Source organism: Pseudomonas sp. Irchel s3h9 (assembly GCF_900187475.1).
In the GTDB taxonomy this organism is placed as follows: domain Bacteria; phylum Pseudomonadota; class Gammaproteobacteria; order Pseudomonadales; family Pseudomonadaceae; genus Aquipseudomonas; species Aquipseudomonas neuropathica.
The window spans coordinates 1-24446 of the sequence record NZ_FYDH01000016.1; the positions used below are offsets into that span (position 1 = coordinate 1).

Consider the following 24446-nt stretch of genomic DNA (forward strand, 5'->3'; position numbering starts at 1 on the left):
GCTCCGCACGCAGTTGCTCAACCCAGCGACGCAGAGCTGTAGGGCCCACGCCCATTGCTTCGCAGGCTTCACTCACCGAATAGTCTTTATCCAAAACCAGGCAAGCCGCATCCCGTTTGAAATCTGTCGAAAAATATCGTCTGGTCAAATCACACCTCGTCGTTGGGCGTAGATTAACGCCCTTTAGGGGTGTCCAGAATCATTAAGCCAGATCACTTTCCCCCTCGCCCCCTTGGGGGAGAGGGCTGGGGTGAGGGGGTAGCTCTTGATCTGCCGGTCCAGTAATCTGTGCGCCAATCTGACAGGTCACCTCCATGATTTTCCTCATCGCCTACATCAGCAGCGTTGTGCTGATCAACTTCGCCTTCTCCACCGCGCCACACCTGGACATCATCTGGTCGGCCTGGGGCGGCTTGGTGTTCGTGTTGCGCGACATGGTGCAAACCCGTTTCGGCCACGGTGCGTTGGTGGCGATGCTGGCGGCGCTGGTGCTGTCTTATGTCACCTCCGATCCGTCGATCGCATTAGCCAGTGCCACGGCGTTTGCGGTGTCCGAGATCATCGACTGGCTAGTATTCAGCATCACCAAACGGCCCTTGCGTGATCGCTTGTGGATCAGTTCGGCGCTGAGTATTCCGCTCGATACCTTCATCTTCTTCGGCATGATCGACCTGTTGACGCCGCCGGTGATCATCACCGCTCTGGCTTCGAAATTCGCCGGCGTCACTGCCGTTTGGCTGATCATGGCCTGGCGCGAGCGTAAGCAGGCCGTCGCTGGCTGAAGCCAAAGCCTCAGGTTCATGTAAAATGCCGCGCTTTCTCCCCATGGAAAGCGCGTCTAGCGTTGCTTTCCTCGATGATCCGCTTCTTTGAGGACCTGAGATGACCCGTATCGGAACTCCATTGTCGCCAACCGCGACCCGCGTATTGCTGTGTGGCTGTGGTGAGTTGGGCAAGGAAGTGGTGATCGAGCTGCAACGCCTGGGCGTTGAAGTGATTGCCGTCGATCGCTACGCCAATGCGCCAGCCATGCAGGTTGCCCATCGCAGTCACGTGATCAATATGCTCGACGGCGCTGCCCTGCGTGCCGTGATCGAAGCCGAGAAACCGCACTTCATCGTGCCGGAAATCGAAGCGATCGCCACCGCCACGCTGGTCGAACTGGAAGCCGAAGGCTTCACCGTGATCCCGACCGCGCGCGCTGCGCAACTGACCATGAACCGCGAAGGCATCCGTCGTCTGGCCGCCGAAGAGCTGGACCTGCCGACCTCGCCGTACCACTTTGCCGACACCTTCGAGGACTACAGCAAAGCCGTTCAGGACCTAGGCTTCCCATGCGTCGTCAAACCAGTCATGAGCTCGTCGGGCAAAGGCCAGAGCCTGCTGCGTAGCGCTGATGACGTGCAGAAGGCATGGGATTATGCGCAAGAGGGCGGTCGCGCCGGCAAAGGCCGGGTGATCATCGAAGGTTTCATCGATTTCGATTACGAGATCACCCTGCTGACCGTGCGCCACATCGGCGGCACTACGTTCTGCGCGCCGGTCGGTCACCGTCAGGAGAAGGGTGACTATCAGGAATCCTGGCAGCCGCAAGCCATGAGCCCGGTTGCCCTGGCTGAATCCGAGCGCGTTGCCAAAGCGGTAACTGAAGCGCTGGGTGGTCGCGGTCTGTTCGGCGTTGAGCTGTTCATCAAGGGTGATCAGGTGTGGTTCAGCGAAGTTTCGCCGCGCCCGCATGACACCGGTCTGGTAACGCTGATTTCGCAGGATCTGTCGCAGTTCGCCCTGCACGCTCGCGCAATTCTGGGCCTGCCGGTACCGCTGATCCGTCAGTTCGGGCCATCGGCTTCGGCGGTGATTCTGGTGGAAGGGCAGTCGACTCAGACCGCTTTCGCCAACCTCGGCGCGGCGTTGAGCGAGCCGGACACGGCGCTGCGACTGTTCGGCAAGCCGGAAGTGAATGGCCAGCGCCGCATGGGCGTGGCGCTGGCGCGAGATGAGTCGATCGAAGCCGCTCGTGCCAAGGCGACCCGCGCTGCTCAGGCTGTTGTGGTCGAGCTCTAAACCGAGTCGCGACATTCGCGAGCAAGCTCGCTCCCACATGGGATTGGGTGAACACAGAATCTGTGACCAACCCCAAAAACCTGTGGGAGCGAGCCTGCTCGCGAAGCTTTTGATCTTCTGTCAGGCAACCTGATTCAGATCGTTGCCACGCGTTTCCTTCAGGCACAGCACCGCAATCAAACTCAGCACCGCCGCCCCCGACACATACCCACCGACATAACTCAAACCGCCCATCGCCACCAGTTTCTGCGCAAAGAACGGCGCCGCCGAGGCCCCGACTATGCCGCCCAGGTTATACGCCGCCGAAGCACCGGTATAACGCACGTGAGTCGGAAACAGCTCCGGCAACAGCGCGCCCATCGGTGCAAACGTCACGCCCATCAAGAACAGCTCGATGCACAGAAACAGCGCCACGCCCCAGGTCGAACCCTGAGTCAGCAACGGCTCCATCAGGAACCCGGAAAGAATCGCCAGCACGCCACCGATGATCAGCACCGGTTTGCGCCCGTAACGGTCGCTGGCCCAAGCCGACAGCGGCGTGGCGGCGGCCATGAACAGCACGGCAAAACACAGCAGCCCGAGGAAGGTTTCGCGGCTATAGCCAAGTGTGGAAACCCCGTAACTCAGTGAGAACACCGTCGAGATATAGAACAGCGCATAACAGACCACCATCGCCGCCGCGCCCAGCAATGTCGGCGCCCAGTACTGACTGAACAGCTCGACCAGCGGTATCTTCACCCGCTCCTGACGGGCGATGGCGTTGGCAAACACCGGTGTTTCATGCAGTTTCAATCGCACATACAGACCGACCATCACCAGCGCTGCGCTGAGCAGGAACGGAATCCGCCAGCCCCAGCTGCGGAACTGCTCGTCATCGAGGGTCATGGCCAAGGTCAGAAACAAGCCGTTCGCGGCGAGAAAGCCGATCGAAGGTCCGAGCTGCGGAAACATGCCGAACCACGCACGCTTGCCTTTCGGCGCGTTTTCCGTGGCCAGCAATGCAGCACCACCCCATTCACCGCCCAATCCCAGGCCCTGTCCGAAGCGCAGCACGCACAGCAGAATCGGCGCCCAGGCGCCAATCGTGGCGTAACCTGGCAGCACGCCGATCAGCGTCGTACACACGCCCATCAACAGCAGCGAGGCCACCAGCGTCGACTTGCGCCCGATACGGTCACCGAAGTGGCCGAACAGCGCCGAACCCAGCGGTCTGGCGAGGAAGGCGATGCCGAAGGTCAGGAACGCCGACAGCATCTGCGCGGTGCCAGAGGTCTGAGGAAAGAACACCGGCCCGATCACCAAAGCGGCGGCGGTGGCGTAAACATAGAAGTCGTAGAACTCGATCGCGGTGCCGATAAAACTCGCCGTCGCCACGCGGGTGGCGGAATTCGTCGGTTGGGCAGGCGCGGTGGCACTGTAAGCGGTACTGGTCGTCATGCGGTGATCCCTGACAGTCATGAGCTCCATTGGAGCGAATTATTATGGTCGAGCACCCAGGGATGTGGGATGAGGCGCGGTCGCTGTTTCAGGTAGGAACAGTCGCCGGTGTAATGCAGAAATGGCCGAAACCTGTCAGGTGCGGGGTAAGCACGAGGTTCGGCGGGGCTTGGGTAAGCGCCTCGATTATAGGAAGGGGGCTAACGATCAAACAAGAACAAAGATCGCAGCCTTCGGCAGCTCCTACATGGGAACGCATTTCAAATGTAGGAGCTGCCGAAGGCTGCGATCTTTTGATCTTTGATCTTTGATCTTTTATCGGGCAGGCAGCAAAGCAGGCACAGACGAGGTATGCCAAATCAGCACCTTGCTCACCCGGTTCTCCTCGGTCTCGAGAATCTCCAGCCGATAGCGCCCGATCTTCAAGCAAACCGCACTCTCGGGAATCGTCTCCAGCGCTTCAGTCACCAACCCATTCAGCGTTTTCGGCCCATCGCTCGGCAAATGCCAACCCAGGCACTTGTTCAGCTCGCGGATCGACGCGGCACCGTCAATGACCATGCGGCCATCGCCCTGTGGATGAATATGCGGATTATCCAGACTGTGCTCGCTTTCAAACTCGCCGACGATTTCTTCGAGAATGTCTTCCAGCGTGACGATGCCGAGCACTTCGCCGTACTCATCCACGACCATGCCCAGGCGCCGCTGCTGCTTGTGGAAGTTCAGCAGTTGCAGTTGCAGCGGCGTGCTTTCCGGCACGAAGTACGGTTCGTAACTAGCGGCCAGCAGCGCTTCGCGCGTCAGATCACCGTTGTTCAGCAGGTGCCGGATCTGCCGGGTGTTGAGCACCGCTTCAACCTGATTGATGTCGCTATGGAACACCGGCAGGCGTGTGCGCTTGTTATGCCGCAGTTGTTCGATGATTTCTTCGATCGAGTCATCGAGGTTGATGCCGTCGACGTCACTGCGCGGCACCAGAATGTCGTTGACCGTAATATTGTCCAGCGCATGAATGCCTGAGACCGGGTGCGCCCGGACCGGGTGTTCTGGATCGTCGTACCGATCGGCAGGCGAGTCATCTTCGCTTTGCTGCACGACCTGAACCTTGCGTGCAAATGGAGTCATCAGCAAACCGCTGATACGGCTGAACAACCAGGCAAACGGATAGACAATCTTCAGTGGCACGGTCAGCAAGGTATTGCCAAACGCCAGCACCGCATCGGGATAACGCTGGGCGACGGTGCGCGGGAAGTAATCGGCAAACACCAGCAGAATTGCGCCGGCACCGAGGCACGCAGCCCAAGGGCCGTTTTCTTCGCAGAGGAAAATCGCCAGCAGTGTCGCGATGACGACCGCGAGAGCGCGGCACAGGGTATTGCAGAGAATGAGGCTGTCGAGCGGGAAGCTCAGCTTCGCCAGCGGCTTATCGCTGGCGCGCGAGGCGGTGCGTTGCGCGAGCAGGTGTTGCTGCGCGATTTCGACGGCGGTAAACAACCCTGACCATAAAATCAGCAGGACAAATACCGCGAGCATCGGCCCAAGGGGCAAACCGTCCATTTATGCCGCCCGTCAGATGTGCAGGATGTATTCACGAACCAGTTTGCTGCCGAAGTACGCCAACATCAGCAGGCAGAAACCGGCGAGGGTCCAGCGAATCGCCTTGTGACCGCGCCAGCCGAGGCGATTGCGGCCCCACAACAACACGCTGAAGACGATCCAGGCCAGGCACGCCAGCAGGGTCTTGTGCACCAGATGCTGGGCGAACAGGTTCTCAACGAACAGCCAGCCGGAAATCAGCGACAGCGACAGCAGTGTCCAGCCGGCCCAGAGGAAACCGAACAGCAGGCTTTCCATGGTTTGCAGCGGTGGGAAATTCTTGATCAGCCCGGACGGGTGCTTGTGTTTGAGTTGGTGGTCTTGCACCAGCAGCAACAAGGCCTGGAACACCGCGATGGTGAACATGCCGTAGGCGAGGATCGACAACAGAATGTGCGCGAGGATGCCCGGCTCTTCGTCGATGATCTGCACGGTGCCGGTCGGCGCGAATTGCGCCAGCAGCACGGTGATCGCGCCCAGCGGAAATAGCAGCACCAGCAGGTTTTCCACCGGGATTCGCGAGCAGGCAATCAGTGTCAGCGCGATCACTGCCGCGGCAATCAGGCTCGAGGCGCTGAAGAAGTCCAGGCCTAGACCGATCGGGGTCAGCAAGTGAGTGAGCAGGCTGGCGCCGTGGGCCAACACGGCGAAGACGCCGAGGGTAACCAGCAGGCGCTTGTTCGCCTTGGCGCCGGTGGCCAGACGAGTGCTCTGATAAAGGGTCGCAGCGGCATATAGAAGGGCGGCGGCGAGAGTGGTCAATAAACTGGGTGACAAGGGGAGCATAAATCCTGTTAGGCAAGCCCGAAAGGGGCTGAGTTTGGCATAGAACCGCCATGGCACGAAAGACTCAGGAAGCTGACAGCGAGGTGTCCGCCAGCCGCAGTCTTCGCTATAATCCGCGACCTGCCCACGCCGCAGGCTCGCCGAGCACATGTTGATTCCGGTCTGGGCCGCCATTATCCCGGTCTACACAGGGCCTGAAAGGATCGCGCAATGTTTGAAAACTTAACCGACCGTCTCTCGCAGACGCTGCGCCATGTCACCGGCAAGGCGAAGCTGACCGAGGACAACATCAAAGACACCCTGCGTGAAGTGCGCATGGCGTTGCTCGAAGCCGACGTCGCTCTGCCGGTGGTCAAGGACTTCGTCAATTCGGTCAAGGAGCGCGCTGTCGGCACCGAGGTGTCGCGCAGCCTGACGCCGGGCCAGGCGTTCGTGAAGATCGTCCAGGCTGAACTCGAAAGCCTGATGGGCGCGGCCAACGAAGATCTGAACCTGAGCGCTGTGCCGCCCGCCGTGATTCTGATGGCCGGTTTGCAAGGTGCGGGTAAAACCACCACCGCTGGCAAACTGGCGCGCTTCCTTAAAGAGCGCAAGAAGAAGTCGGTCATGGTCGTGTCGGCGGACGTCTACCGTCCTGCGGCGATCAAGCAGCTGGAAACCCTGGCCAACGACATCGGCGTGACGTTCTTCCCGTCCGACCTGAGCCAGAAACCGGTCGACATCGCCACCGCAGCTATTAAAGAAGCAAAACTGAAATTCATCGACGTGGTCATCGTCGATACCGCCGGTCGTCTGCATATCGACGAAGAGATGATGGGCGAGATCAAGGCGTTGCACGCCGCGATCAACCCGGTCGAAACCCTGTTCGTGGTTGACGCCATGACCGGTCAGGATGCGGCCAACACGGCCAAGGCCTTCGGTGATGCACTGCCGCTGACCGGTGTGATCCTGACCAAGGTCGACGGCGACGCCCGTGGCGGTGCCGCCCTGTCGGTACGCGCCATCACCGGCAAGCCGATCAAGTTCATCGGTATGGGCGAGAAGAGCGAAGCGCTCGATCCGTTCCACCCTGAGCGTATCGCCTCGCGGATCCTCGGCATGGGCGACGTGCTCAGCCTGATCGAACAGGCTGAAGCGACGCTCGACAAGGACAAGGCCGACAAACTGGCCAAGAAGCTGAAGAAGGGCAAGGGCTTCGACCTCGAAGACTTCCGCGATCAGTTGCAACAAATGAAGAACATGGGCGGCCTCGGCGGGCTCATGGACAAACTGCCGAGCATCGGCGGCGTCAACCTGTCGCAAATGGGCAATGCCCAGAACGCCGCAGAGAAGCAGTTCAAGCAGATGGAAGCCATCATCAACTCCATGACCCCGGCCGAGCGCCGCGACCCTGAGCTGATCAGCGGTTCGCGCAAGCGTCGGATCGCCATGGGTTCCGGCACCCAGGTGCAGGACATCGGTCGCTTGATCAAGCAGCACAAGCAGATGCAGAAGATGATGAAGAAATTCTCCGCGAAGGGCGGTATGGCGAAAATGATGCGCGGCATGGGCGGAATGCTGCCCGGCGGCGGCATGCCAAAAATGTAAGGTGTCCCGTCTCACCTATTTCACTCGCCAAAAGTGAGTGAAATGGGTGAGACGGGATACTGGAATCTCGCCGGTCGTCGCACCGGCGTAGGCCCCGCAAGGATGCGGGATCAACAGCAAACCCGCACTCGGCGGGAGCTGACTGGCCGTTTTCATCGACGGCTCTATATGCAGATCTGCACGGCATGCCATAGGCGCCGGAAAAAGTCATTTGCAAAAGTCCGGATATTCCTTAGAATATGCGGCCTTTCGGGCACCCATGCCCGCTGTGCATTTAGATTTGCAGCACCGACTACAGGAACGATGTTCACATGCTAACAATCCGTCTTGCCCTTGGCGGCTCCAAAAAGCGCCCGTTTTACCACCTGACCGTAACCGACTCGCGTAACCCGCGTGACGGCTCCCACAAAGAACAGGTTGGTTTCTTCAACCCTGTTGCACGTGGTCAGGAAACCCGTCTGTCCGTGAACCAAGAGCGCGTAGCCTACTGGCTGAGCGTTGGTGCACAACCTTCTGAGCGCGTTGCTCAGTTGTTGAAGGAATCTGCCAAGGCTGCGGCCTGAGCAATATGAACGCGACGCCTGCTGTTGCCGATGATTTGATCGTTATTGGCAAAATTTATTCTGTTCATGGCGTTCGCGGCGAAGTGAAGGTTTATTCCTTTACTGATCCGACTGAAAACCTGTTGCAGTACAAAACCTGGACGCTCAAGCGCGAAGGCAATGTGAAACAGGTCGAGCTGGTCAGTGGACGCGGGAACGATAAGTTCCTGGTCGCAAAGCTCAAGGGTCTTGATGATCGTGAAGAAGCTCGTCTTCTGGCCGGTTATGAGATCTGCGTGCCGCGCAATCTGTTCGCTGAATTGACCGAAGGCGAGTACTACTGGTACCAGCTGGAAGGTCTGAAGGTCATCGACACCCTTGGGCAATTGCTCGGGAAAATCGATCATCTTCTGGAAACCGGCGCCAATGATGTAATGGTCGTCAAGCCTTGCGCTGGCAGCCTGGATGATCGCGAACGCCTGTTGCCCTATACGGAGCAATGTGTGTTGGCTGTCGACCTGGCCGCGGGCGAGATGAAGGTGGATTGGGACGCGGACTTCTAAACGTGGCTAATTTGCGCGTAGAAGTGATCAGTTTGTTTCCCGAGATGTTTTCCGCCATCGGCGACTACGGCATCACCAGTCGTGCGGTCAAACAGGGGCTCTTGCAGCTGACCTGTTGGAATCCGCGAGATTACACGACGGATCGGCATCACACTGTGGACGATCGCCCGTTTGGCGGTGGTCCGGGCATGGTGATGAAGATCAAGCCCCTGGAAGATGCTCTGGTTCAGGCCAAGGCAGCAGCCGGGGAGGCGGCGAAGGTGATTTACCTGTCCCCCCAAGGCCGTCAACTGACTCAGTCGGCGGTATGCGAGCTGGCACAATCGGATGCATTGATCCTGATTGCCGGCCGCTATGAAGGCATTGACGAGCGCTTTATTGAGGCTCATGTCGATGAAGAGTGGTCGATTGGCGACTATGTACTGTCTGGCGGCGAGCTGCCGGCCATGGTCCTGATCGATGCGGTTACACGACTGCTGCCTGGAGCTTTAGGGCATGCGGATTCCGCTGAGGAAGATTCCTTTACGGATGGTCTGCTGGATTGCCCGCACTACACCCGACCTGAGGTGTATGCGGATCAGCGTGTTCCCGACGTGTTGCTGAGTGGCAATCACGCGCATATCCGGCGTTGGCGTTTACAGCAGTCCCTTGGTAGGACCTTTGAACGACGCGCCGATCTTCTGGAAAGCCGCTCGCTTTCTGGAGAAGAGAAGAAGCTGCTCGAGGAATACATCCGCGAGCGGGACGATAGTTAACAACGTATCGATGGTAGATCGAACGATTTACCTTAGGAGCACAGCATGACCAACAAAATCATCCTTGCACTCGAAGCAGAGCAGATGACCAAAGAAATCCCTACCTTCGCCCCAGGCGACACTATTGTCGTTCAGGTGAAAGTGAAGGAAGGCGATCGTTCCCGTCTGCAAGCGTTCGAAGGCGTTGTAATCGCCAAGCGTAACCGCGGCGTGAACAGTGCGTTCACCGTTCGTAAAATCTCCAACGGTGTTGGCGTAGAACGTACTTTCCAGACCTACTCCCCGCAGATCGACAGCATGGCTGTTAAACGTCGCGGTGACGTACGTAAAGCCAAGCTGTACTACCTGCGCGACCTGTCGGGTAAAGCAGCTCGCATCAAGGAAAAACTGGCTTAAGTCCAGCTTCCGATGCAGAAAAAAGCAGCCTACGGGCTGCTTTTTTGTTGCCTGCAATTTATTCACCGTACCTTCGTTTCAGGCCAGAACCATGACTCCCCGCGACCAGGAAATCCAGCGCCGTACCGAACTCTCGGTAACTCGCGTAACCAAAGCCGTCTTCCCGCCGACCACCAACCACCACAACACCTTGTTCGGCGGCACAGCGCTGGCATGGATGGATGAAGTGTCCTTCATCACCGCCACGCGTTTCTGCCGCTTGCCGCTGGTGACCGTGTCGACTGACCGTATCGACTTCAACCACGCGATCCCAGCGGGCTCGATCGTTGAGTTGGTGGGGAAGGTGATCAAGGTCGGCAACACCAGCCTCAAGGTCGAGGTGGAAGTGTTCGTCGAAAGCATGAGCTGCGATGGCCGCGAGAAGGCGATTCATGGGCAGTTCAGCTTTGTTGCTATTGATGATGACAAGCGGCCAGTGCCGGTGCTGCCGGGTTTTGCGGCTTGATCTGATACCGAGTCGCGCCATTCGCGAGCAGGCTCGCTCCCACAGTGATCGGGGGTGAACACAACATTTGTGTCCGGCACAGAACCTGTGGGAGCGAGCCTGCTCGCGAAGGCGTCAGCTCAGGCGCCGCTGGCCTCAGGCTGAATCAACGCCAGCAGCGTCCACCCGGATCCTGGTTTCACAGCAGTCTCCGGCGTCACCACATGCACCCACCCGCTGTCATCGCGCATGAACAGCAAGGTCGCACGATTACCATGCAGCGCCCGGTAATCCTCCCAGCCAAAACCATCCGTCAGCGTCGTGCTGTATAACTCCGCACCCTGGCCCATCTGGCTGGCGAGTTTCGCGTAAGTAAACGCCTCGCTGCCCAACTGATTGCCACGATGTTCAAGGCTGGCGCGGTGCTTGTCACTGCGGCGGCTTTCATGGCCGCTGGCCAGACCGAACAGGCGCTGATGGCCGAAATCATGCCGAAAGCGCATCGCCGCCAAGGTATTGAGTTCACCCGACGGCGACAGCGCGAGCAAATGCCCAAGTCCGACCAGATCCAGATGCGCATCGGCATGTTGCGAAGCCGGGTTGCCGAAGTAGGTCGGCAAACCCTCCATGCGTGCCGCACGAATGTTTTCCCAGCTCGAGTCGGTCAGCAGCACGCGACTGCCGAGTTGCTGCAGCGACTTGCCCAGCTCCCGCGCCGGGCCGTTGGCACCGACGATCAGGAAGCCACTCGGTGCTGGCTCCGCAACTTTGAGCAGTCGTGCCAGTGGCCGCGCAGTCGCACTTTGCAGGACCACAGTGCCGATGATCACCGCAAACGTCAGCGGCACCAGCAGCAATGCTCCCTCGTGCCCGGCCTCGTGCAGGCGAATCGCGAAAATCGCCGACACCGCCGCTGCAACGATCCCGCGCGGCGCAATCCAGCACAGCAACGCGCGCTCACGCCAGCTCAGGCTGGAACCGGCCGTGCTGAGCAGCACGTTCAGCGGTCGAGCGATCAGTTGAATCACCAACAGCAGAATCAGCACCAGCGGCCCCAAACCGATCAAGGCGTACAAGTCCAGTCGCGCCGCCAGCAAGATGAACAACCCGGAAATCAGCAGCACGCTGAGGTTTTCCTTGAAGTGCAGGATGTGCCGTACATCCACACCTTTCATGTTCGCCAGCCACATGCCCATCAGCGTTACCGCCAGCAGGCCGGATTCATGCATCACTTCGTTGGCGGCAATGAAAATCCCCAGCACCGCTGCCAGCGAGGCGAGGTTATGCAGATACTCCGGCAGCCATTGCCGGCGGATCACGGTGCCAAGCAGCCAGCCACCGACAATGCCGAACACCGCGCCGCAGAGAATCACCCCGCCAAAGGTGAACAGACTCTGCTTGAGGCCGTGCCCTTCGGCGCTGGCAATGATGAAGCTGTAAACCACCACGGCGAGGAGGGCGCCGATCGGGTCGATGACAATGCCCTCCCAGCGCAGAATGTTGGCGATCGAGGCTTTCGGCCGCACCACGCGCAGCATCGGCACGATGACGGTCGGGCCGGTGACCAGTGTCAGGCTGCCGAACAGGATGGCCAGCATCCAGTCGAAGCCGAGCAGAAAATGCGTGGCGACCGCGATGACGATCCAGGTCGAGATCGCGCCAATGGTCACCAGGCGATGAACGACGCTGCCGATCTCCTTCCACTCCGACAGGTGCAGGGTCAAGCTGCCCTCAAACAGAATCAGCGCGACCGCCAGCGACACCAGCGGCATCAGCAGCGGCCCGAACATCTCCTGTGGATCAAGCCAGCCCAGCACCGGGCCGACCAGAATCCCCGTCAACAACAGAAACAGAATCGCCGGCAGCTTCAGGCGCCAGGCCAGCCATTGGCAACCCAGCGCGGCCGCGCCGATCCCGCCAAATGCCAAGAGAATTTGCTGCTCGTTCATTGATGCTCCCTGTTCCTTGAATTAGCGGGCTATGAAAGACTAGCGCCCATTCCTACAGTTCACTCTACATTTGCGCACAGTCTTGAGGCTGTGTGACTTGAGCGCCCATGCCTGCCATCGACCATCCACTGATTGATCAATTCCTCGACGCTTTATGGCTGGAGAAAGGCCTGTCCGATAACACCCGTGGCGCTTATCGCAGTGATCTGGCGCTGTTCAATGGCTGGTTGCAGGAGAAAAACCTGGAACTGATCAATGCCGGTCGTGAGCTGATCCTTGATCACTTGGCCTGGCGTCTGGAGCAGAACTACAAACCGCGCTCCACTGCCAGATTTCTTTCCGGGGTGCGTGGCTTTTATCGCTATTTGCTGCGGGAAAAGATGATCAGCGTCGACCCGACATTGCGCGTCGACATGCCGCAACTCGGTAGGCCTCTGCCCAAGTCGCTCTCAGAAGCCGATGTGGAAGCGCTGTTGAAGGCCCCGGATTTGAGCGAAGCGATCGGCCAGCGTGACCGCGCCATGCTTGAGGTGTTGTACGCCTGCGGTTTACGCGTGACAGAACTGGTCAGCCTGACGCTGGAACAGGTCAACCTGCGTCAAGGTGTGTTGCGGGTGATGGGCAAGGGCAGCAAGGAACGGCTGGTGCCCATGGGCGAAGAGGCGATCGTCTGGGTCGAGCGCTACATGCGTGACGGTCGCGGCGAATTGCTTGGTGGCCGGCCCAGCGATGTGCTGTTCCCCAGTCAGCGCGGCGAGCAGATGACCCGCCAGACCTTTTGGCACCGGATCAAGCATCAGGCCGAGGTCGCTGGGATCGGCAAGTCGCTGTCGCCGCACACCTTGCGCCATGCGTTTGCCACGCACTTGCTCAACCATGGCGCGGATTTGCGCGTGGTGCAGATGTTGCTCGGCCACAGCGACCTTTCCACGACGCAGATCTACACCCACGTCGCGCGCGCGCGCCTGCAGGATCTGCACGCCAAACACCACCCGCGCGGCTGACTACATACCTCCCCCTGTAGGAGCTGCCGAAGGCTGCGATCTTTTGATCTTAAAAACAGAATCAAAAGATCGCAGCCTTCGGCAGCTCCTACATAAGGCGGGGGTGATGAGTGGCGACAGGCGCATTCGGCCACCGTGACCTTATGTGTTAGGCTTTGCCGGTTTGCACGATGGACGGTTATGACCCGGTGTTCCGGCACGGGCGTTCTGATCGTTCCATTTGTCCGCCTTCAGGAGTTCTCATGCGTCTGACCCAGATTTTCGCCGCCGCAGCTATTGCGTTGGTCAGCACCTTTGCCGTCGCCGATGACGCGGCCGACAAAGCCATTCGTCAAAGCCTGGAAAAACTCGAACTCGAGGTTCCGGTAGAAAGCATCAGCGCCAGCCCGTTGCCGGGTATGTACGAAGTCAAGCTCAAGGGCAGCCGCGTGCTCTACGCCAGCGCCGATGGCCAGTACATCGTTCAGGGTTACCTGTTCCAGCTCAAGGACGGCAAACCGGTCAACCTGACCGAGAAGACCGAACGCCTGGGCATCTCCAAACTGATCAATGCCATACCGGTGGCCGAAACCGTGGTCTACCCAGCTGTGGGCGAAACCAAATCGCACATCACCGTGTTCACCGACACCACCTGCCCGTACTGCCACAAGCTGCACGCGGAAGTGCCGGAGCTGAACAAGCGCGGCATCGAAGTGCGTTACGTTGCGTTCCCGCGCCAGGGTCTGAACTCGCCGGGTGACGAGCAACTGCAAGCCGTGTGGTGCTCGAAAGACAAGAAAGCCGCCATGGACAAAATGGTCGATGGCAAGGAAATCAAGGCCGCCAAGTGCGAAAACCCGGTTTCCAAACAGTTTGCCCTCGGTCAGTCGATCGGCGTGAACGGTACACCGGCCATCGTTTTGGCTGACGGACAAGTGATTCCGGGCTACCAGCCTGCGCCACAAGTCGCCAAACTGGCGCTGGGCGCGAAGTAAATTCGCATCGTCACGGTCAGCCGTGACGATCATGGTCCGGCAGCAGCATCGCCGGGCCATTAATAGAGAGCCGCGAGCAAGCGGTTGTTTTCCGGCCGACCCCGTGTCGGCCGTTTTATGGGGAGTTCACAGTGAATCCGGTCAAAGTAGGCATCTGTGGGTTAGGGACCGTCGGTGGCGGTACCTTCAACGTACTTCAGCGCAACGCCGAGGAAATTGCTCGTCGTGCCGGGCGTGGAATCGAAGTGGCACAAATTGCCATGCGCACGCCAAAGCCTCAGTTCCAGACGACCGGTATTGCGATTACCAACGATGTCTTCGAAGTGGCCACGAACCCTGAGATCGACATCGTCATAGAGCTGATGGGCGGCTACACCGTTGCCCGCGAGCTGGTACTCAAGGCCATCGAGAATGGCAAGCATGTGGTCACCGCGAACAAGGCTCTGATTGCCGTTCACGGTAATGAAATTTTCGCCAAGGCTCGCGAGAAAGGCGTGATCGTGGCGTTTGAAGCGGCCGTGGCCGGTGGCATTCCGGTGATCAAGGCGATCCGTGAAGGCCTGTCCGCCAACCGCATCAATTGGGTGGCCGGGATCATCAACGGCACCGGTAACTTCATCCTCACCGAAATGCGCGAGAAGGGCCGTACCTTCGAAGACGTGCTGGCCGAAGCCCAGGCACTGGGTTACGCCGAAGTCGATCCGACCTTCGACGTTGAAGGCATCGACGCCGCGCACAAACTGACGATTCTGGCCTCCATCGCGTTCGGCATTCCGCTGCAATTCGACAAGGCTTACACCGAAGGCATCACCAAACTGACCACCGCCGACGTCAACTACGCCGAAGCGCTGGGCTACCGCATCAAGCACCTCGGTGTCGCTCGCAGCACCGCTGCCGGCATCGAGTTGCGCGTGCACCCGACGCTGATCCCGGCCGATCGCCTGATCGCCAACGTCAACGGCGTGATGAACGCAGTAATGGTCAACGGTGATGCGGCTGGTTCGACGCTGTTCTACGGCGCTGGCGCCGGCATGGAGCCAACCGCCTCTTCGGTAATTGCCGACCTGGTTGACGTGGTTCGCGCCATGACTTCCGACCCGGAAAACCGCGTACCGCACCTGGCCTTCCAGCCGGATTCGCTGTCGGCCCATCCGATCCTGCCGATCGAAGCCTGCGAAAGCGCCTACTACCTGCGCATCCAGGCCAAGGACCATCCGGGTGTACTGGCTCAGGTGGCGAGCATCCTCTCGGAGCGCGGCATCAACATCGAGTCGATCATGCAGAAGGAAGTTGAAGAGCACGACGGTCTGGTGCCGATGATCCTGCTGACCCACCGCGTGGTCGAGCAACGTATCAACGATGCGATCGCCGCCCTCGAAGCCCTGGCCGGTGTGAATGGTCCGGTTGTACGGATCCGCGTCGAGCACCTGAACTAAGTCGTTGTCCTGCACCCGTCCCGTGCACGGGGCGGGTGTCGTGAACACTCTCCATTGGAGTCAGTCATGCGTTACATCAGTACCCGCGGCCAGGCACCGGCCCTGAATTTCGAAGACGTCCTGCTGGCCGGTCTCGCCACCGACGGCGGTCTGTACGTTCCGGAAAACCTGCCACGTTTCACTCAGGAAGAAATCGCTTCGTGGGCCGGCCTGCCGTATCACGAGCTGGCCTTCCGGGTGATGCGTCCGTTCGTTACCGGCAGCATTCCGGATGCCGATTTCAAAAAAATCCTTGAAGAAACCTACGGTGTGTTCTCGCACAGCGCCGTGGCGCCGCTGCGTCAGTTGAACGGCAACGAATGGGTGCTGGAGTTGTTCCACGGCCCGACTTTGGCGTTCAAGGACTTCGCTCTGCAACTGCTCGGTCGTCTGCTCGACTACGTGCTGGAAAAACGCGGTGAGCGCGTGGTCATCGTCGGCGCCACCTCGGGTGACACCGGCTCGGCGGCCATCGAAGGCTGCAAGCACTGCGAAAACGTCGACATCTTCATTCTGCACCCGCATAACCGTGTGTCCGAAGTGCAGCGTCGCCAGATGACCACGATTTTCGGCGAGAACATCCACAACATCGCCATCGAAGGCAACTTCGATGACTGCCAGGAAATGGTCAAGGCGAGCTTCGCCGACCAGAGCTTCCTCAAAGGCACGCGTCTGGTGGCGGTGAACTCGATCAACTGGGCGCGGATCATGGCCCAGATCGTCTACTACTTCCACGCGGCCCTGCAGTTGGGCGGTCCGGCGCGTTCGGTGTCGTTCTCGGTGCCAACCGGCAACTTTGGCGACATCTTCGCCGGTTACCTGGCGCGCAACATGGGCCTGCCGATCAACCAGTTGATCGTCGCCACCAACCGCAACGACATCCTGCACCGCTTCATGAGCGGCAATCAGTACGTCAAGGAAACCCTGCACGCCACGCTGTCGCCGTCGATGGACATCATGGTCTCGTCGAACTTCGAACGCCTGCTGTTCGACCTGCACGGTCGCAACGGCGCGGCCATCGCCGGTCTGATGGACACGTTCAAGCAGGGTGGTGGTTTCAGCGTCGAGCAGGAGCGCTGGACCGAAGCCCGCAAACTGTTCGACTCGCTGGCCGTGGACGACGCGCAAACCTGCGAAACCATCGCCGAAGTTTACGAGCAGACCGGTGAAGTGCTGGATCCGCATACCGCGATCGGCGTCAAGGCCGCGCGCGAATGCCGTCGTAGCCTCGATATCCCGATGGTGATTCTCGGCACCGCACATCCGGTGAAATTCCCGGATGCGGTAGAGAAAGCCGGTGTAGGAAAAGCGCTCGAGCTACCTGCACATCTTTCTGATTTGTTTGAGCGAAACGAGCGTTGCACCGTTTTGCCAAACGAGCTGAAAGCCGTGCAAGCCTTTGTCAGTCAGCATGGCAACCGCGGCAAGCCGCTTTAAGCCGGTAAAAGCTGTCACATTTTGAAGCCCGTCTCCTGACGGGCTTTTTTGTTTCTGCTGCCACACTGTTCGGGTTTTCACCCACGAAGGACGGGTGAGTCGATCACGAAGGAAGTGGCAATGCTGTTTTATAGAGGTTTGAAACCGGCACTGAGTGGGCTGTTCTTGTTCGGATTACTGGCTTTGATGCGCAGCAGCGAGGCGGCGCAACTGGCGCTGCAAGACGATGCCGCGACTTCCAGGGTCCAGCCCATCGAACTGGCTGCGCACGAGCGTCAGTGGATTCAAGACAACCCGGAGGTGAAGGTGACGTCGTTGCAGTACCCGTTGTATCTGTTCCAGGATGAGCACGGGCAGTGGAGCGGCTTGAATAATGATGTACTCAAGCGCGTGACGGCGATGACCGGGTTGCGGTTTGTGCATCAGGAGTCGTTTTCCACCGATCACATGCTTGAACGTCTGGAAAGCGGATCGGCGGATATCAGTACGACCCTGGCCATGAGCGAGGAGCGCAAGGCGTTTCTGGATTACAGCCACGCATTTGGTGGTGCGGGCTGGGTGTTTGTCGGCCGCGCTGACGCGCCCCGGCTGGAGGCTTTTGAGCAGTTGAGTAAACGGGTGTTGGTGCTGCCGGCCCGGCATGCGCTGGAAGACATGATCCGGCGTGACTTCCCTTCGATCGAGATTCGCTCGGTCAAGACCTACGCCGAGGCGCGGGCACTGGTCGAGAGCGGTGAAGCTTACGCCACCATCGAGAACGAAATCGGCGCTCAGCTGTATCCTTTGGGGTTGCTCAAGGTGGGCGGTCTGGTCGAAGGCAAATGGGAAGCGGATAACCTGGCCGTGCGCAAGGGCATGCCAGTGCTCTTGAGTATTCTCAACAAGGCCCTTGAGGCTTTTCCTGCGGCGGAATTACGGGCGATCCGCCTGAAATGGCTGGAGGGTGTTGCTCCGGTGCCCGTGCCGTCGGTCTGGCAGCAGATGCTCGAATGGGGTTGCTGGGGCATGGGCGGACTCGGCGTGTTTGGCCTGCTTTTCCTGATATGGAATCGGCGACTGACGGCCGTGATCAAACTGCGTCGCGCGGCGGAAAAGGATCTGGGCGATCAACTGGCGTTTCAGCACGCGTTGATCGACTCCATGCCCGACCCGGTGTTTGTCCGTGACCTGCAAGGGCGGCTGATCATGTGCAATCGCAGCTATGAGGAGGCCTTGTCGATTCGATTGGATCAGGTGCTCGGGAAGTTGCTGATCGAGGTTGACGCGCTGCCGCAGGCTACGGCGCTGATGCTGCACGACGAGTTCCTGGTGCAGTTGCGTACCCGCAAGTCGCGCTTCAGCAAGCGCCGATTGCAATTCAAGAGTGGTCACCGCGAGGTCTATCAGTGGACAGTGCCGTTCTACAGCGCCGACGGCAAACTGCGTGGGCTTTTGGGGGGCTGGACGGACATCACCCAGCGTCGTACAGAGAGCGGGTGTCGATGTCTGCAATGAAGATGGGAAATGTCCTATAAGACACGACTACTTTTCCGATGGGAGGCTTAGGACGGCTGCCCTAGAGTGACAACAACTGCGGTGAGAGTCCGCGATTGTCGCCTCCAGAGGTCGCTTATGCGCTCGCTTAAAGTCCTGATACTTGAACCCAATCCGTTCCAGCTGATGGCATTGCATCAAATGCTCAATGCCATTGGCATCTATGACGTGCTGACGGCGCCGTCGCTGGGCTCTGCGCTGTCTTCGCTGGGCCATCGCGGCGCGGTCGACATCGCCATTTGCGATCCGCAACTCAAGGGTGGCGATGGCTTGGCGCTGATTCATCATCTAGCGACACGGCATGATGCGCGTGCGTTGATCCTGCTGGGGACGGTCGCACCAAGCCTGCTGAACGATCTAGAGCCTTTGCTGTGTGAACACCGCCTGCGGCTGCTGGGGCGCCTGCAAACCCCGGTGTCTGCGGTGCTGATGCGCGGTTTGCTCGACAGTTACCTGAGCGCCGCTTCGCCAACTCTCCAGGTTTGACGGGGACGGTTATTTTTCTGTCATCTTCGCCGTGCATGCTCTGACAGACCGGTGACTCCAGGAGCGGAGCGATCGGTATGCAGAACTTTCTTCTCGGGCCGGTGGTCATTTATTGTGAACACGCCCCAGGCACACAGTTTTCGGACTATTGAGTGGAGATCGAGATGGAAAGTATCAGTCTATTGCTCGGTGAGGCTCTGAGCCCGTATCAGGTTTCGTTGTCTCCAAACGGTTCCCATGGCGAATGCCTGGTGACCTTGAAGAACAGTCACGGCGCCATTGTGGTGGAACGCGAATTCAATCAGGCGCAACTGACCGACAAGCGCCAGTTGACCGATGTCGTTGACGGCTTGCACCGCGACGTTCTGATTGCGGAGGGAAGGCTGGAACCCTGTGTGATCGCGGCATTGCGCAACGCTGCGCTGGATAAACGTGCGGCGCTGTAAAGATGAAATATTTTTTGTGGGAACCTTCCTGCATCCCTGTCAGTCAGACCCGGTAACAGCAGGATCAAGCATTGTGCTCCGGTGCTTGTCGCTTGCTGCTACTGGTCTTTATGTAGGCCACGTTTAACCCCGAGTCGTCTCCCCACTTCTCGGGGTTTCTTTTGTCTGCGATTTGCTCATGGCGCCGCTTGTTGCTCGAAGAACGATCGGGCCTGTTCGAGGTAGTCGCTTCGCATCGCGGGGTCCAGCCAGTCGGCGTACAACTGGTTCAGTTGATCGTGGGGAAGGGTGCGCAGCAGTTGGTTTATTTCGCTGATTGCCTGACGGCCCTGGTGTGTGTCGGAGCAGCCGATGTAGCCCGACAGGTATTTACCGGTGCCGCGGATCGGATAGAACAGCAACTCGTCTTCGGCGATTTGCGCCAGATGAGCCTGATAACGAATTTCTGGCCAATAGCCCAGCACCACCTGTAATCGTCCCAGGCGCTGCATCAGCAGCAGATTGTTCAGGGCCTCGTTGCCGTAATGAGGCGTCAGGGCGTCCTTGGGGGCCTGACGCAGCAAGTCATCGACTATTTCACCGTAACTGCGTTCCGCCACGACCCCGATTTTCTCTTGGCCATTGGCTAGAAGCGATGCCAGATCGATTTCACCTTCCACGAGAAACGGTGCCAACACTTCGCGATCTTTCTGACGCACCACCAGCCCATTACTGACGGCGCGGAAGGCCGGGATGGAGTACGCGATCCATTGCGCGCGCTCCTTGCTCCAGATCAGCGACGGGTCGCAGGTGAAGGAGGCTTCGTGAAGCATCTGGATGCCTCGGGCTCGATTGACTCGCATCAACTTGTGTTCGTATTGCGGCATGCCGGCAATCAGCATCGGCATGAGGTGATCAATGACACCCTGGCCTTTTTTCGGGCCTTCGAAAATGGTCAGTGGCGGCAGGTCGCGCAGTAACCAGATCAGCGTCGGTTTCGCCTGCGCGCCGTTCGACAACATGAGTAGAAACAACAAGCCGAACAGCCGCCACGTCCACCATTGATGGGCGTGGTTGGCGTGCGATGTCTGCCGGCGTTTCAGCTTAAATGGCTCCGTCTTCGCGCAGCTTGGCGATCTGTCTCTCGTCGTAGCCAAGATCGTGAAGTACCTGCGCATTGTGTTCACCCAATTGCGGTCCGACCCATTCCGAACTGCCGGGTGTCTCTGAGAGTTTCGGCACGATGCCCGGCATCTTGAAATCTTTGCCGCCGGGCAGCTTGGCCTGCAGGAACATCTCTCGGGCCAGGTACTGCGGATCGCTGAACATGTCCTCGGCGCTGAAGATCCGGCTGGCCGGTACATCGGCCTGATTGAGCAGGTCGAGCACGGTTTGCAGCGGCAACGAATTGACCCAGCGATCAATCACGCCGTACAACTCGTCGCGACGATTGTCGCGCCCGTCGTTGCTGGCCAGCGTAGGGTCATTGGCCAGGTCTTCACGGCCGATGATCAGCATGAAGCGTTTGAAGATCGCGTCACCATTGGCGCCGATCTGCACGTGTTTGCCATCGGCACTGGTGTGGATAGAGGAGGGCGTGATGCCGGGCATGATGTTGCCGGTGCGCTCGCGGATAAAACCGAACACGTCGAACTCCGGCACCATGCTTTCCATCATCGCGAAAATCGCTTCGTACAACGCGACATCGACAACCTGGCCTGTGCCACCATTGACTTCGCGATGACGCAGCGCCATTAGCGCGCCGATCACGCCCCATAGCGCGGCAATCGAATCGCCGATGGAAATTCCGGTGCGCACCGGTGGACGGTCCTCGAAACCGGTGATGTAGCGCAAGCCGCCCATGGACTCACCCACCGCACCGAAGCCGGGCTGATCCTTCATCGGCCCGGTCTGGCCAAAACCGGACAGGCGCACCATCACCAGTTTCGGGTTCAAGGCGTGCAGGGTTTCCCAACCCAGGCCCAGTTTTTCCAGGACACCGGGGCGGAAGTTCTCGATGAGGATGTCGGCTTCACTGAGCAGTTTTTTCAGGATCGCCAAGCCGTCAGGGTGTTTGAGGTTCAGCGTCAGCGACTTTTTATTGCGCGCCTGGACGAACCACCACAGCGACGTGCCTTCATACAGTTTTCGCCACTTGCGCAGTGGATCCCCGCCGTCGGGCGATTCGATCTTGATCACTTCGGCACCGAACTCGCCGCAAATGCGCGAGGCAAACGGCCCGGCAATCAATGTACCCAATTCAATGACTTTCACACCGCTGAGCGGTTTGTTGGCGAACGGCATACTGAATCCTGTAGGACAAGGCTAAGCAGATACAGCGTTTTAACATAGCCGGCTGTCAGACGCCGCAGCTTGATCGCCATCAATTCGATGATTGCCTACCGCATCGGTTAGACTTGCCGACTTTCCTCGTATCAAGAAGCCCGTTCATGGCCCAGCCGTCCACTACCTACAAATTTGAACTGAACCTCACCGACCTCGACCGCAGTGTCTACGAGAGCGTCAAGCAGACCATCGCCCGTCACCCTTCGGAAACCGAAGAGCGTATGACCGTGCGGCTGCTGGCCTACGCGCTCTGGTACAACGAGCAGTTGTCGTTTGGTCGTGGTCTGTCAGACGTGGATGAACCTGCACTGTGGGAAAAGAGCCTGGACGACCGTGTTCTGCACTGGATCGAAGTTGGCCAGCCTGACGCTGATCGCCTGACCTGGTGCTCGCGTCGCACTGAGCGCACCAGCCTGCTGGCCTACGGCAGCCTGCGTGTCTGGGAAACCAAGGTGATCCCGGCGATCAAAAACCTGAAGAACGTCAACATCGCAGCGGTCCCGCAAGAAGTGCTGGAAACCCTGGCCAAGGACATGCCCCGCGTTATCAAGTGGGACGTGATGATCAGCGAAGGGACGATCTTCGTCACTGACGACCGGGGTCAGCACGAAGTCCAGTTGCAATGGCTGCAAGGTGAGCGCGGCTGATCCCGCGTCACCACCGCAATAATCCCACGTAATCAAGAGAAGTCTCTGTCACCCCATGCGTATCGAACCTCGTCAACTGCCTGCCACTCTGCCGTTTCTCGGTGATCTGCCACCCTTGCTGACCCGCTTGTACGCGGCGCGGGGCGTGCAGTCCGAGGCGGAGCTGGACAAGAGTCTGGCGCGGTTGATCCCGTTTCAGCAACTCAAGGGCATCGATGCGGCGGTAGACCTGCTGGTGACGGCGCTGGAGCAACGCCAGCGCATCCTCATCGTCGGCGACTTCGACGCGGACGGGGCGACCGCCAGCACTGTCGGCATGCTCGGTTTGCGCTTGCTCGGTGCGGCGCATGTCGACTATCTGGTGCCGAACCGCTTCGAATATGGCTACGGCCTGACCCCGGAAATCGTCGAGGTCGCACTGACCCGCGAGCCGCAATTGCTGATCACCGTCGACAACGGCATCTCCAGCGTCGAAGGCGTGGCCGCAGCCAAAAAGGCTGGGCTCAAAGTACTGATCACCGACCACCACTTGCCCGGCGATGAACTGCCGCTGGCCGATGCGCTGGTCAACCCGAACCAGCCCGGATGCGAATTCCCGAGCAAGGCGCTCGCCGGCGTCGGGGTGATTTTCTATGTGTTGATGGCGTTGCGCGCGCGCCTGCGCAGCCTTGGCTGGTACGAGAACAAGCCTCAGCCGAACATCGGCGAACTGCTTGACCTGGTGGCGTTGGGCAGCGTCGCCGACGTGGTGCCGCTGGACGCCAACAATCGGATTCTGGTGCATCAGGGCCTCGAGCGGATTCGCGCCGGACGCGCACGGCCGGGGATCAAAGCGATCCTTGAAGTGGCCAAACGAGATGCTGCACGCATTACCTCCACCGATCTCGGGTTTATCGTTGGCCCACGCCTGAACGCGGCCGGGCGTCTGGATGACATGAGCCTGGGCATCGAATGCCTGCTCACTGCCGACGCCAACCTGGCCCGGGAAATGGCCGCGCAACTGGACGGCATGAACCAAGATCGCAAATCTATCGAACAAGGCATGCAGCGCGAGGCGCTGGCGCAGCTCAAGGACTTGCCGGTCGAATCGATGCCGTTTGGTCTGTGCCTGTTCGACCCGGAGTGGCACCAGGGAGTGATCGGGATTCTCGCGTCGCGGATGAAAGAGCGCTATTTCCGTCCGACCATTGCTTTCGCCGATGCGGGAGATGGTTTGCTAAAAGGCTCGGGCCGTTCGGTACAGGGCTTCCACATTCGTGACGCGTTGAGCGTGGTGGCGGCGCAGCATCCAAACCTGATCGCCAAGTATGGTGGCCACGCAATGGCCGCTGGTCTGACCCTGCCGCAGGAGAATTTTCCGCTTTTCGCCGAGGCCTTTGACGCTGAGGTGCGTAGGCAACTTCGCGAAGAAGACCTGACCGGGCGCATGCTGACCGATGGCACGCTGGCGGTTGAAGAATTCCACCTCGAACTGGCCCGCGCCTTGCGCCATGCCGGGCCTTGGGGGCAGCACTTCCCGGAGCCGCTGTTTCATGGCGTGTTCCAGTTGGTCGAACAACGAGTGGTCGGCGAACGGCACCTGAAAGTGGTGCTGAAGAGCGAATGTGGCTCGGTGAAGCTGGATGGTATTGCCTTTGGCGTTGACCGCGATATCTGGCCGAACCCGACGATTCAGTGGGTTGAACTGGCTTATAAGCTCGACGTTAACGAGTTTCGGGGTAACGAGACTGTTCAGTTGATGATTGCCCACATCGAACCGCGCTGAAGATCAAAAGATCGCAGCCTGCGGCAGCTCCTACATTGGAATGCGTTCCAAATGTGGGAGCGCCGATACGACGATTCGACCTGCTCGCGAAAGTGTCCTTTCACACACTGAATCACTCTGAACCCTCCCTCATCCCCGGTTGTCGACTAGGCTCTAAGCACTGCTTGATTGGCCTTGTGACGTCTTGTCGATTTT

General features: G+C 59.2%; 24 protein-coding genes. 17 read left to right on the forward strand and 7 right to left on the reverse strand.

Annotation, left to right across the window (positions count from 1 at the left end; genetic code table 11):
• Positions 1-148, reverse strand: a 148-nt coding sequence (locus CKW26_RS23450; protein WP_141231873.1) for a transposase, incomplete at its 3' end; no start/stop codon positions are given.
• A 166-nt stretch (positions 149-314) separates the two neighbouring features.
• Here CKW26_RS23450 and CKW26_RS23455 point away from each other — a divergent pair.
• Both CKW26_RS23455 and purT read left to right on the forward strand, forming a co-directional pair.
• Positions 315-782, forward strand: a complete 468-nt coding sequence (locus CKW26_RS23455) for a VUT family protein (protein WP_095050338.1) — start codon at positions 315-317, stop codon at positions 780-782.
• Positions 783-882: 100 nt separating this feature from the next.
• A complete protein-coding gene (gene purT / locus CKW26_RS23460) occupies positions 883-2064 on the forward strand; it encodes a formate-dependent phosphoribosylglycinamide formyltransferase (RefSeq protein ID WP_093436840.1) in 1182 nt (393 codons plus the stop codon).
• 120 nt (positions 2065-2184) lie between these two features.
• On the opposite strand, the gene CKW26_RS23465 is transcribed toward purT, so the two are convergent.
• The 3 genes from CKW26_RS23465 to CKW26_RS23480 all read right to left on the reverse strand — a co-directional run bounded on the left by CKW26_RS23465 (position 2185) and on the right by CKW26_RS23480 (position 5883).
• Positions 2185-3501 (reverse strand): MFS transporter, encoded by a 1317-nt coding sequence (locus CKW26_RS23465; RefSeq protein ID WP_095050339.1) that lies wholly within the window; start codon positions 3499-3501, stop codon positions 2185-2187.
• Between the two features lie 315 nt (positions 3502-3816).
• Positions 3817-5058, reverse strand: a complete 1242-nt coding sequence (locus tag CKW26_RS23475) for a transporter associated domain-containing protein (protein ID WP_095050341.1) — start codon at positions 5056-5058, stop codon at positions 3817-3819.
• 12 nt (positions 5059-5070) lie between these two features.
• A complete protein-coding gene (locus CKW26_RS23480) occupies positions 5071-5883 on the reverse strand; it encodes an inner membrane protein YpjD (protein ID WP_095050342.1) in 813 nt (270 codons plus the stop codon).
• Positions 5884-6093: 210 nt separating this feature from the next.
• Between CKW26_RS23480 and ffh the strand changes: the two genes are divergently transcribed.
• The 6 genes from ffh (at position 6094) to CKW26_RS23510 (ending at position 10231) form a co-directional block, all read left to right on the forward strand.
• On the forward strand, positions 6094-7470 hold the full coding sequence (gene ffh, locus CKW26_RS23485) for a signal recognition particle protein (protein WP_007908988.1): 1377 nt from the start codon (positions 6094-6096) through the stop codon (positions 7468-7470).
• Between the two features lie 311 nt (positions 7471-7781).
• Positions 7782-8033 carry a 30S ribosomal protein S16 gene (gene rpsP / locus CKW26_RS23490; RefSeq protein WP_016986371.1) on the forward strand — a complete coding sequence of 84 codons (252 nt, stop codon included), beginning with the start codon at positions 7782-7784 and terminating at the stop codon, positions 8031-8033.
• Positions 8034-8038: 5 nt separating this feature from the next.
• Positions 8039-8575 carry a ribosome maturation factor RimM gene (gene rimM, locus CKW26_RS23495; protein WP_093436819.1) on the forward strand — a complete coding sequence of 179 codons (537 nt, stop codon included), beginning with the start codon at positions 8039-8041 and terminating at the stop codon, positions 8573-8575.
• 2 nt (positions 8576-8577) lie between these two features.
• Positions 8578-9330 (forward strand): tRNA (guanosine(37)-N1)-methyltransferase TrmD, encoded by a 753-nt coding sequence (gene trmD, locus CKW26_RS23500; protein ID WP_095050343.1) that lies wholly within the window; start codon positions 8578-8580, stop codon positions 9328-9330.
• A gap of 45 nt (positions 9331-9375) precedes the next feature.
• Positions 9376-9726, forward strand: a complete 351-nt coding sequence (gene rplS / locus CKW26_RS23505) for a 50S ribosomal protein L19 (RefSeq protein ID WP_003175895.1) — start codon at positions 9376-9378, stop codon at positions 9724-9726.
• Positions 9727-9817: 91 nt separating this feature from the next.
• Positions 9818-10231, forward strand: coding sequence for an acyl-CoA thioesterase (locus CKW26_RS23510; protein ID WP_093436815.1), 414 nt, complete (start codon positions 9818-9820; stop codon positions 10229-10231).
• A 119-nt stretch (positions 10232-10350) separates the two neighbouring features.
• On the opposite strand, the gene CKW26_RS23515 is transcribed toward CKW26_RS23510, so the two are convergent.
• Complete coding sequence (locus CKW26_RS23515; RefSeq protein WP_095050344.1) at positions 10351-12159, reverse strand: sodium:proton antiporter; 1809 nt, start codon at positions 12157-12159, stop codon at positions 10351-10353.
• A 107-nt stretch (positions 12160-12266) separates the two neighbouring features.
• Between CKW26_RS23515 and xerD the strand changes: the two genes are divergently transcribed.
• The 7 genes from xerD (at position 12267) to CKW26_RS23550 (ending at position 19514) form a co-directional block, all read left to right on the forward strand.
• Positions 12267-13163, forward strand: coding sequence for a site-specific tyrosine recombinase XerD (xerD, locus tag CKW26_RS23520; protein WP_095050345.1), 897 nt, complete (start codon positions 12267-12269; stop codon positions 13161-13163).
• A gap of 242 nt (positions 13164-13405) precedes the next feature.
• Complete coding sequence (gene dsbC / locus CKW26_RS23525) at positions 13406-14137, forward strand: bifunctional protein-disulfide isomerase/oxidoreductase DsbC (protein ID WP_095050346.1); 732 nt, start codon at positions 13406-13408, stop codon at positions 14135-14137.
• 131 nt (positions 14138-14268) lie between these two features.
• On the forward strand, positions 14269-15573 hold the full coding sequence (locus CKW26_RS23530; protein WP_095050347.1) for a homoserine dehydrogenase: 1305 nt from the start codon (positions 14269-14271) through the stop codon (positions 15571-15573).
• A gap of 66 nt (positions 15574-15639) precedes the next feature.
• Positions 15640-17049: a threonine synthase gene (gene thrC / locus CKW26_RS23535; protein WP_093436796.1), complete on the forward strand. Its 1410-nt coding sequence runs from the start codon at positions 15640-15642 to the stop codon at positions 17047-17049.
• Positions 17050-17169: 120 nt separating this feature from the next.
• Complete coding sequence (locus CKW26_RS23540) at positions 17170-18543, forward strand: transporter substrate-binding domain-containing protein (protein ID WP_095050348.1); 1374 nt, start codon at positions 17170-17172, stop codon at positions 18541-18543.
• A gap of 117 nt (positions 18544-18660) precedes the next feature.
• On the forward strand, positions 18661-19068 hold the full coding sequence (locus CKW26_RS23545) for a response regulator (protein ID WP_095050349.1): 408 nt from the start codon (positions 18661-18663) through the stop codon (positions 19066-19068).
• 164 nt (positions 19069-19232) lie between these two features.
• Positions 19233-19514, forward strand: coding sequence for a DUF3509 domain-containing protein (locus tag CKW26_RS23550; RefSeq protein ID WP_093436783.1), 282 nt, complete (start codon positions 19233-19235; stop codon positions 19512-19514).
• A gap of 176 nt (positions 19515-19690) precedes the next feature.
• Here CKW26_RS23550 and CKW26_RS23555 read toward each other — a convergent pair whose 3' ends face one another.
• Together CKW26_RS23555 and CKW26_RS23560 are read right to left on the reverse strand one after the other, a co-directional pair.
• On the reverse strand, positions 19691-20671 hold the full coding sequence (locus tag CKW26_RS23555; RefSeq protein WP_177409282.1) for a TIGR02285 family protein: 981 nt from the start codon (positions 20669-20671) through the stop codon (positions 19691-19693).
• Positions 20598-21797 carry a CaiB/BaiF CoA-transferase family protein gene (locus CKW26_RS23560; protein WP_095050351.1) on the reverse strand — a complete coding sequence of 400 codons (1200 nt, stop codon included), beginning with the start codon at positions 21795-21797 and terminating at the stop codon, positions 20598-20600. Before CKW26_RS23560 ends, CKW26_RS23555 begins: the two co-directional genes overlap by 74 nt.
• A gap of 146 nt (positions 21798-21943) precedes the next feature.
• Here CKW26_RS23560 and CKW26_RS23565 point away from each other — a divergent pair, with 146 nt between their 5' ends.
• The gene (locus tag CKW26_RS23565) at positions 21944-22486 is read left to right on the forward strand and encodes a YaeQ family protein (RefSeq protein WP_007908961.1); all 543 of its coding nucleotides are present in this window, start codon (positions 21944-21946) and stop codon (positions 22484-22486) included.
• Between the two features lie 55 nt (positions 22487-22541).
• On the forward strand, positions 22542-24251 hold the full coding sequence (gene recJ, locus CKW26_RS23570) for a single-stranded-DNA-specific exonuclease RecJ (RefSeq protein WP_095050352.1): 1710 nt from the start codon (positions 22542-22544) through the stop codon (positions 24249-24251).
• Positions 24252-24446 lie beyond the last annotated feature (195 nt).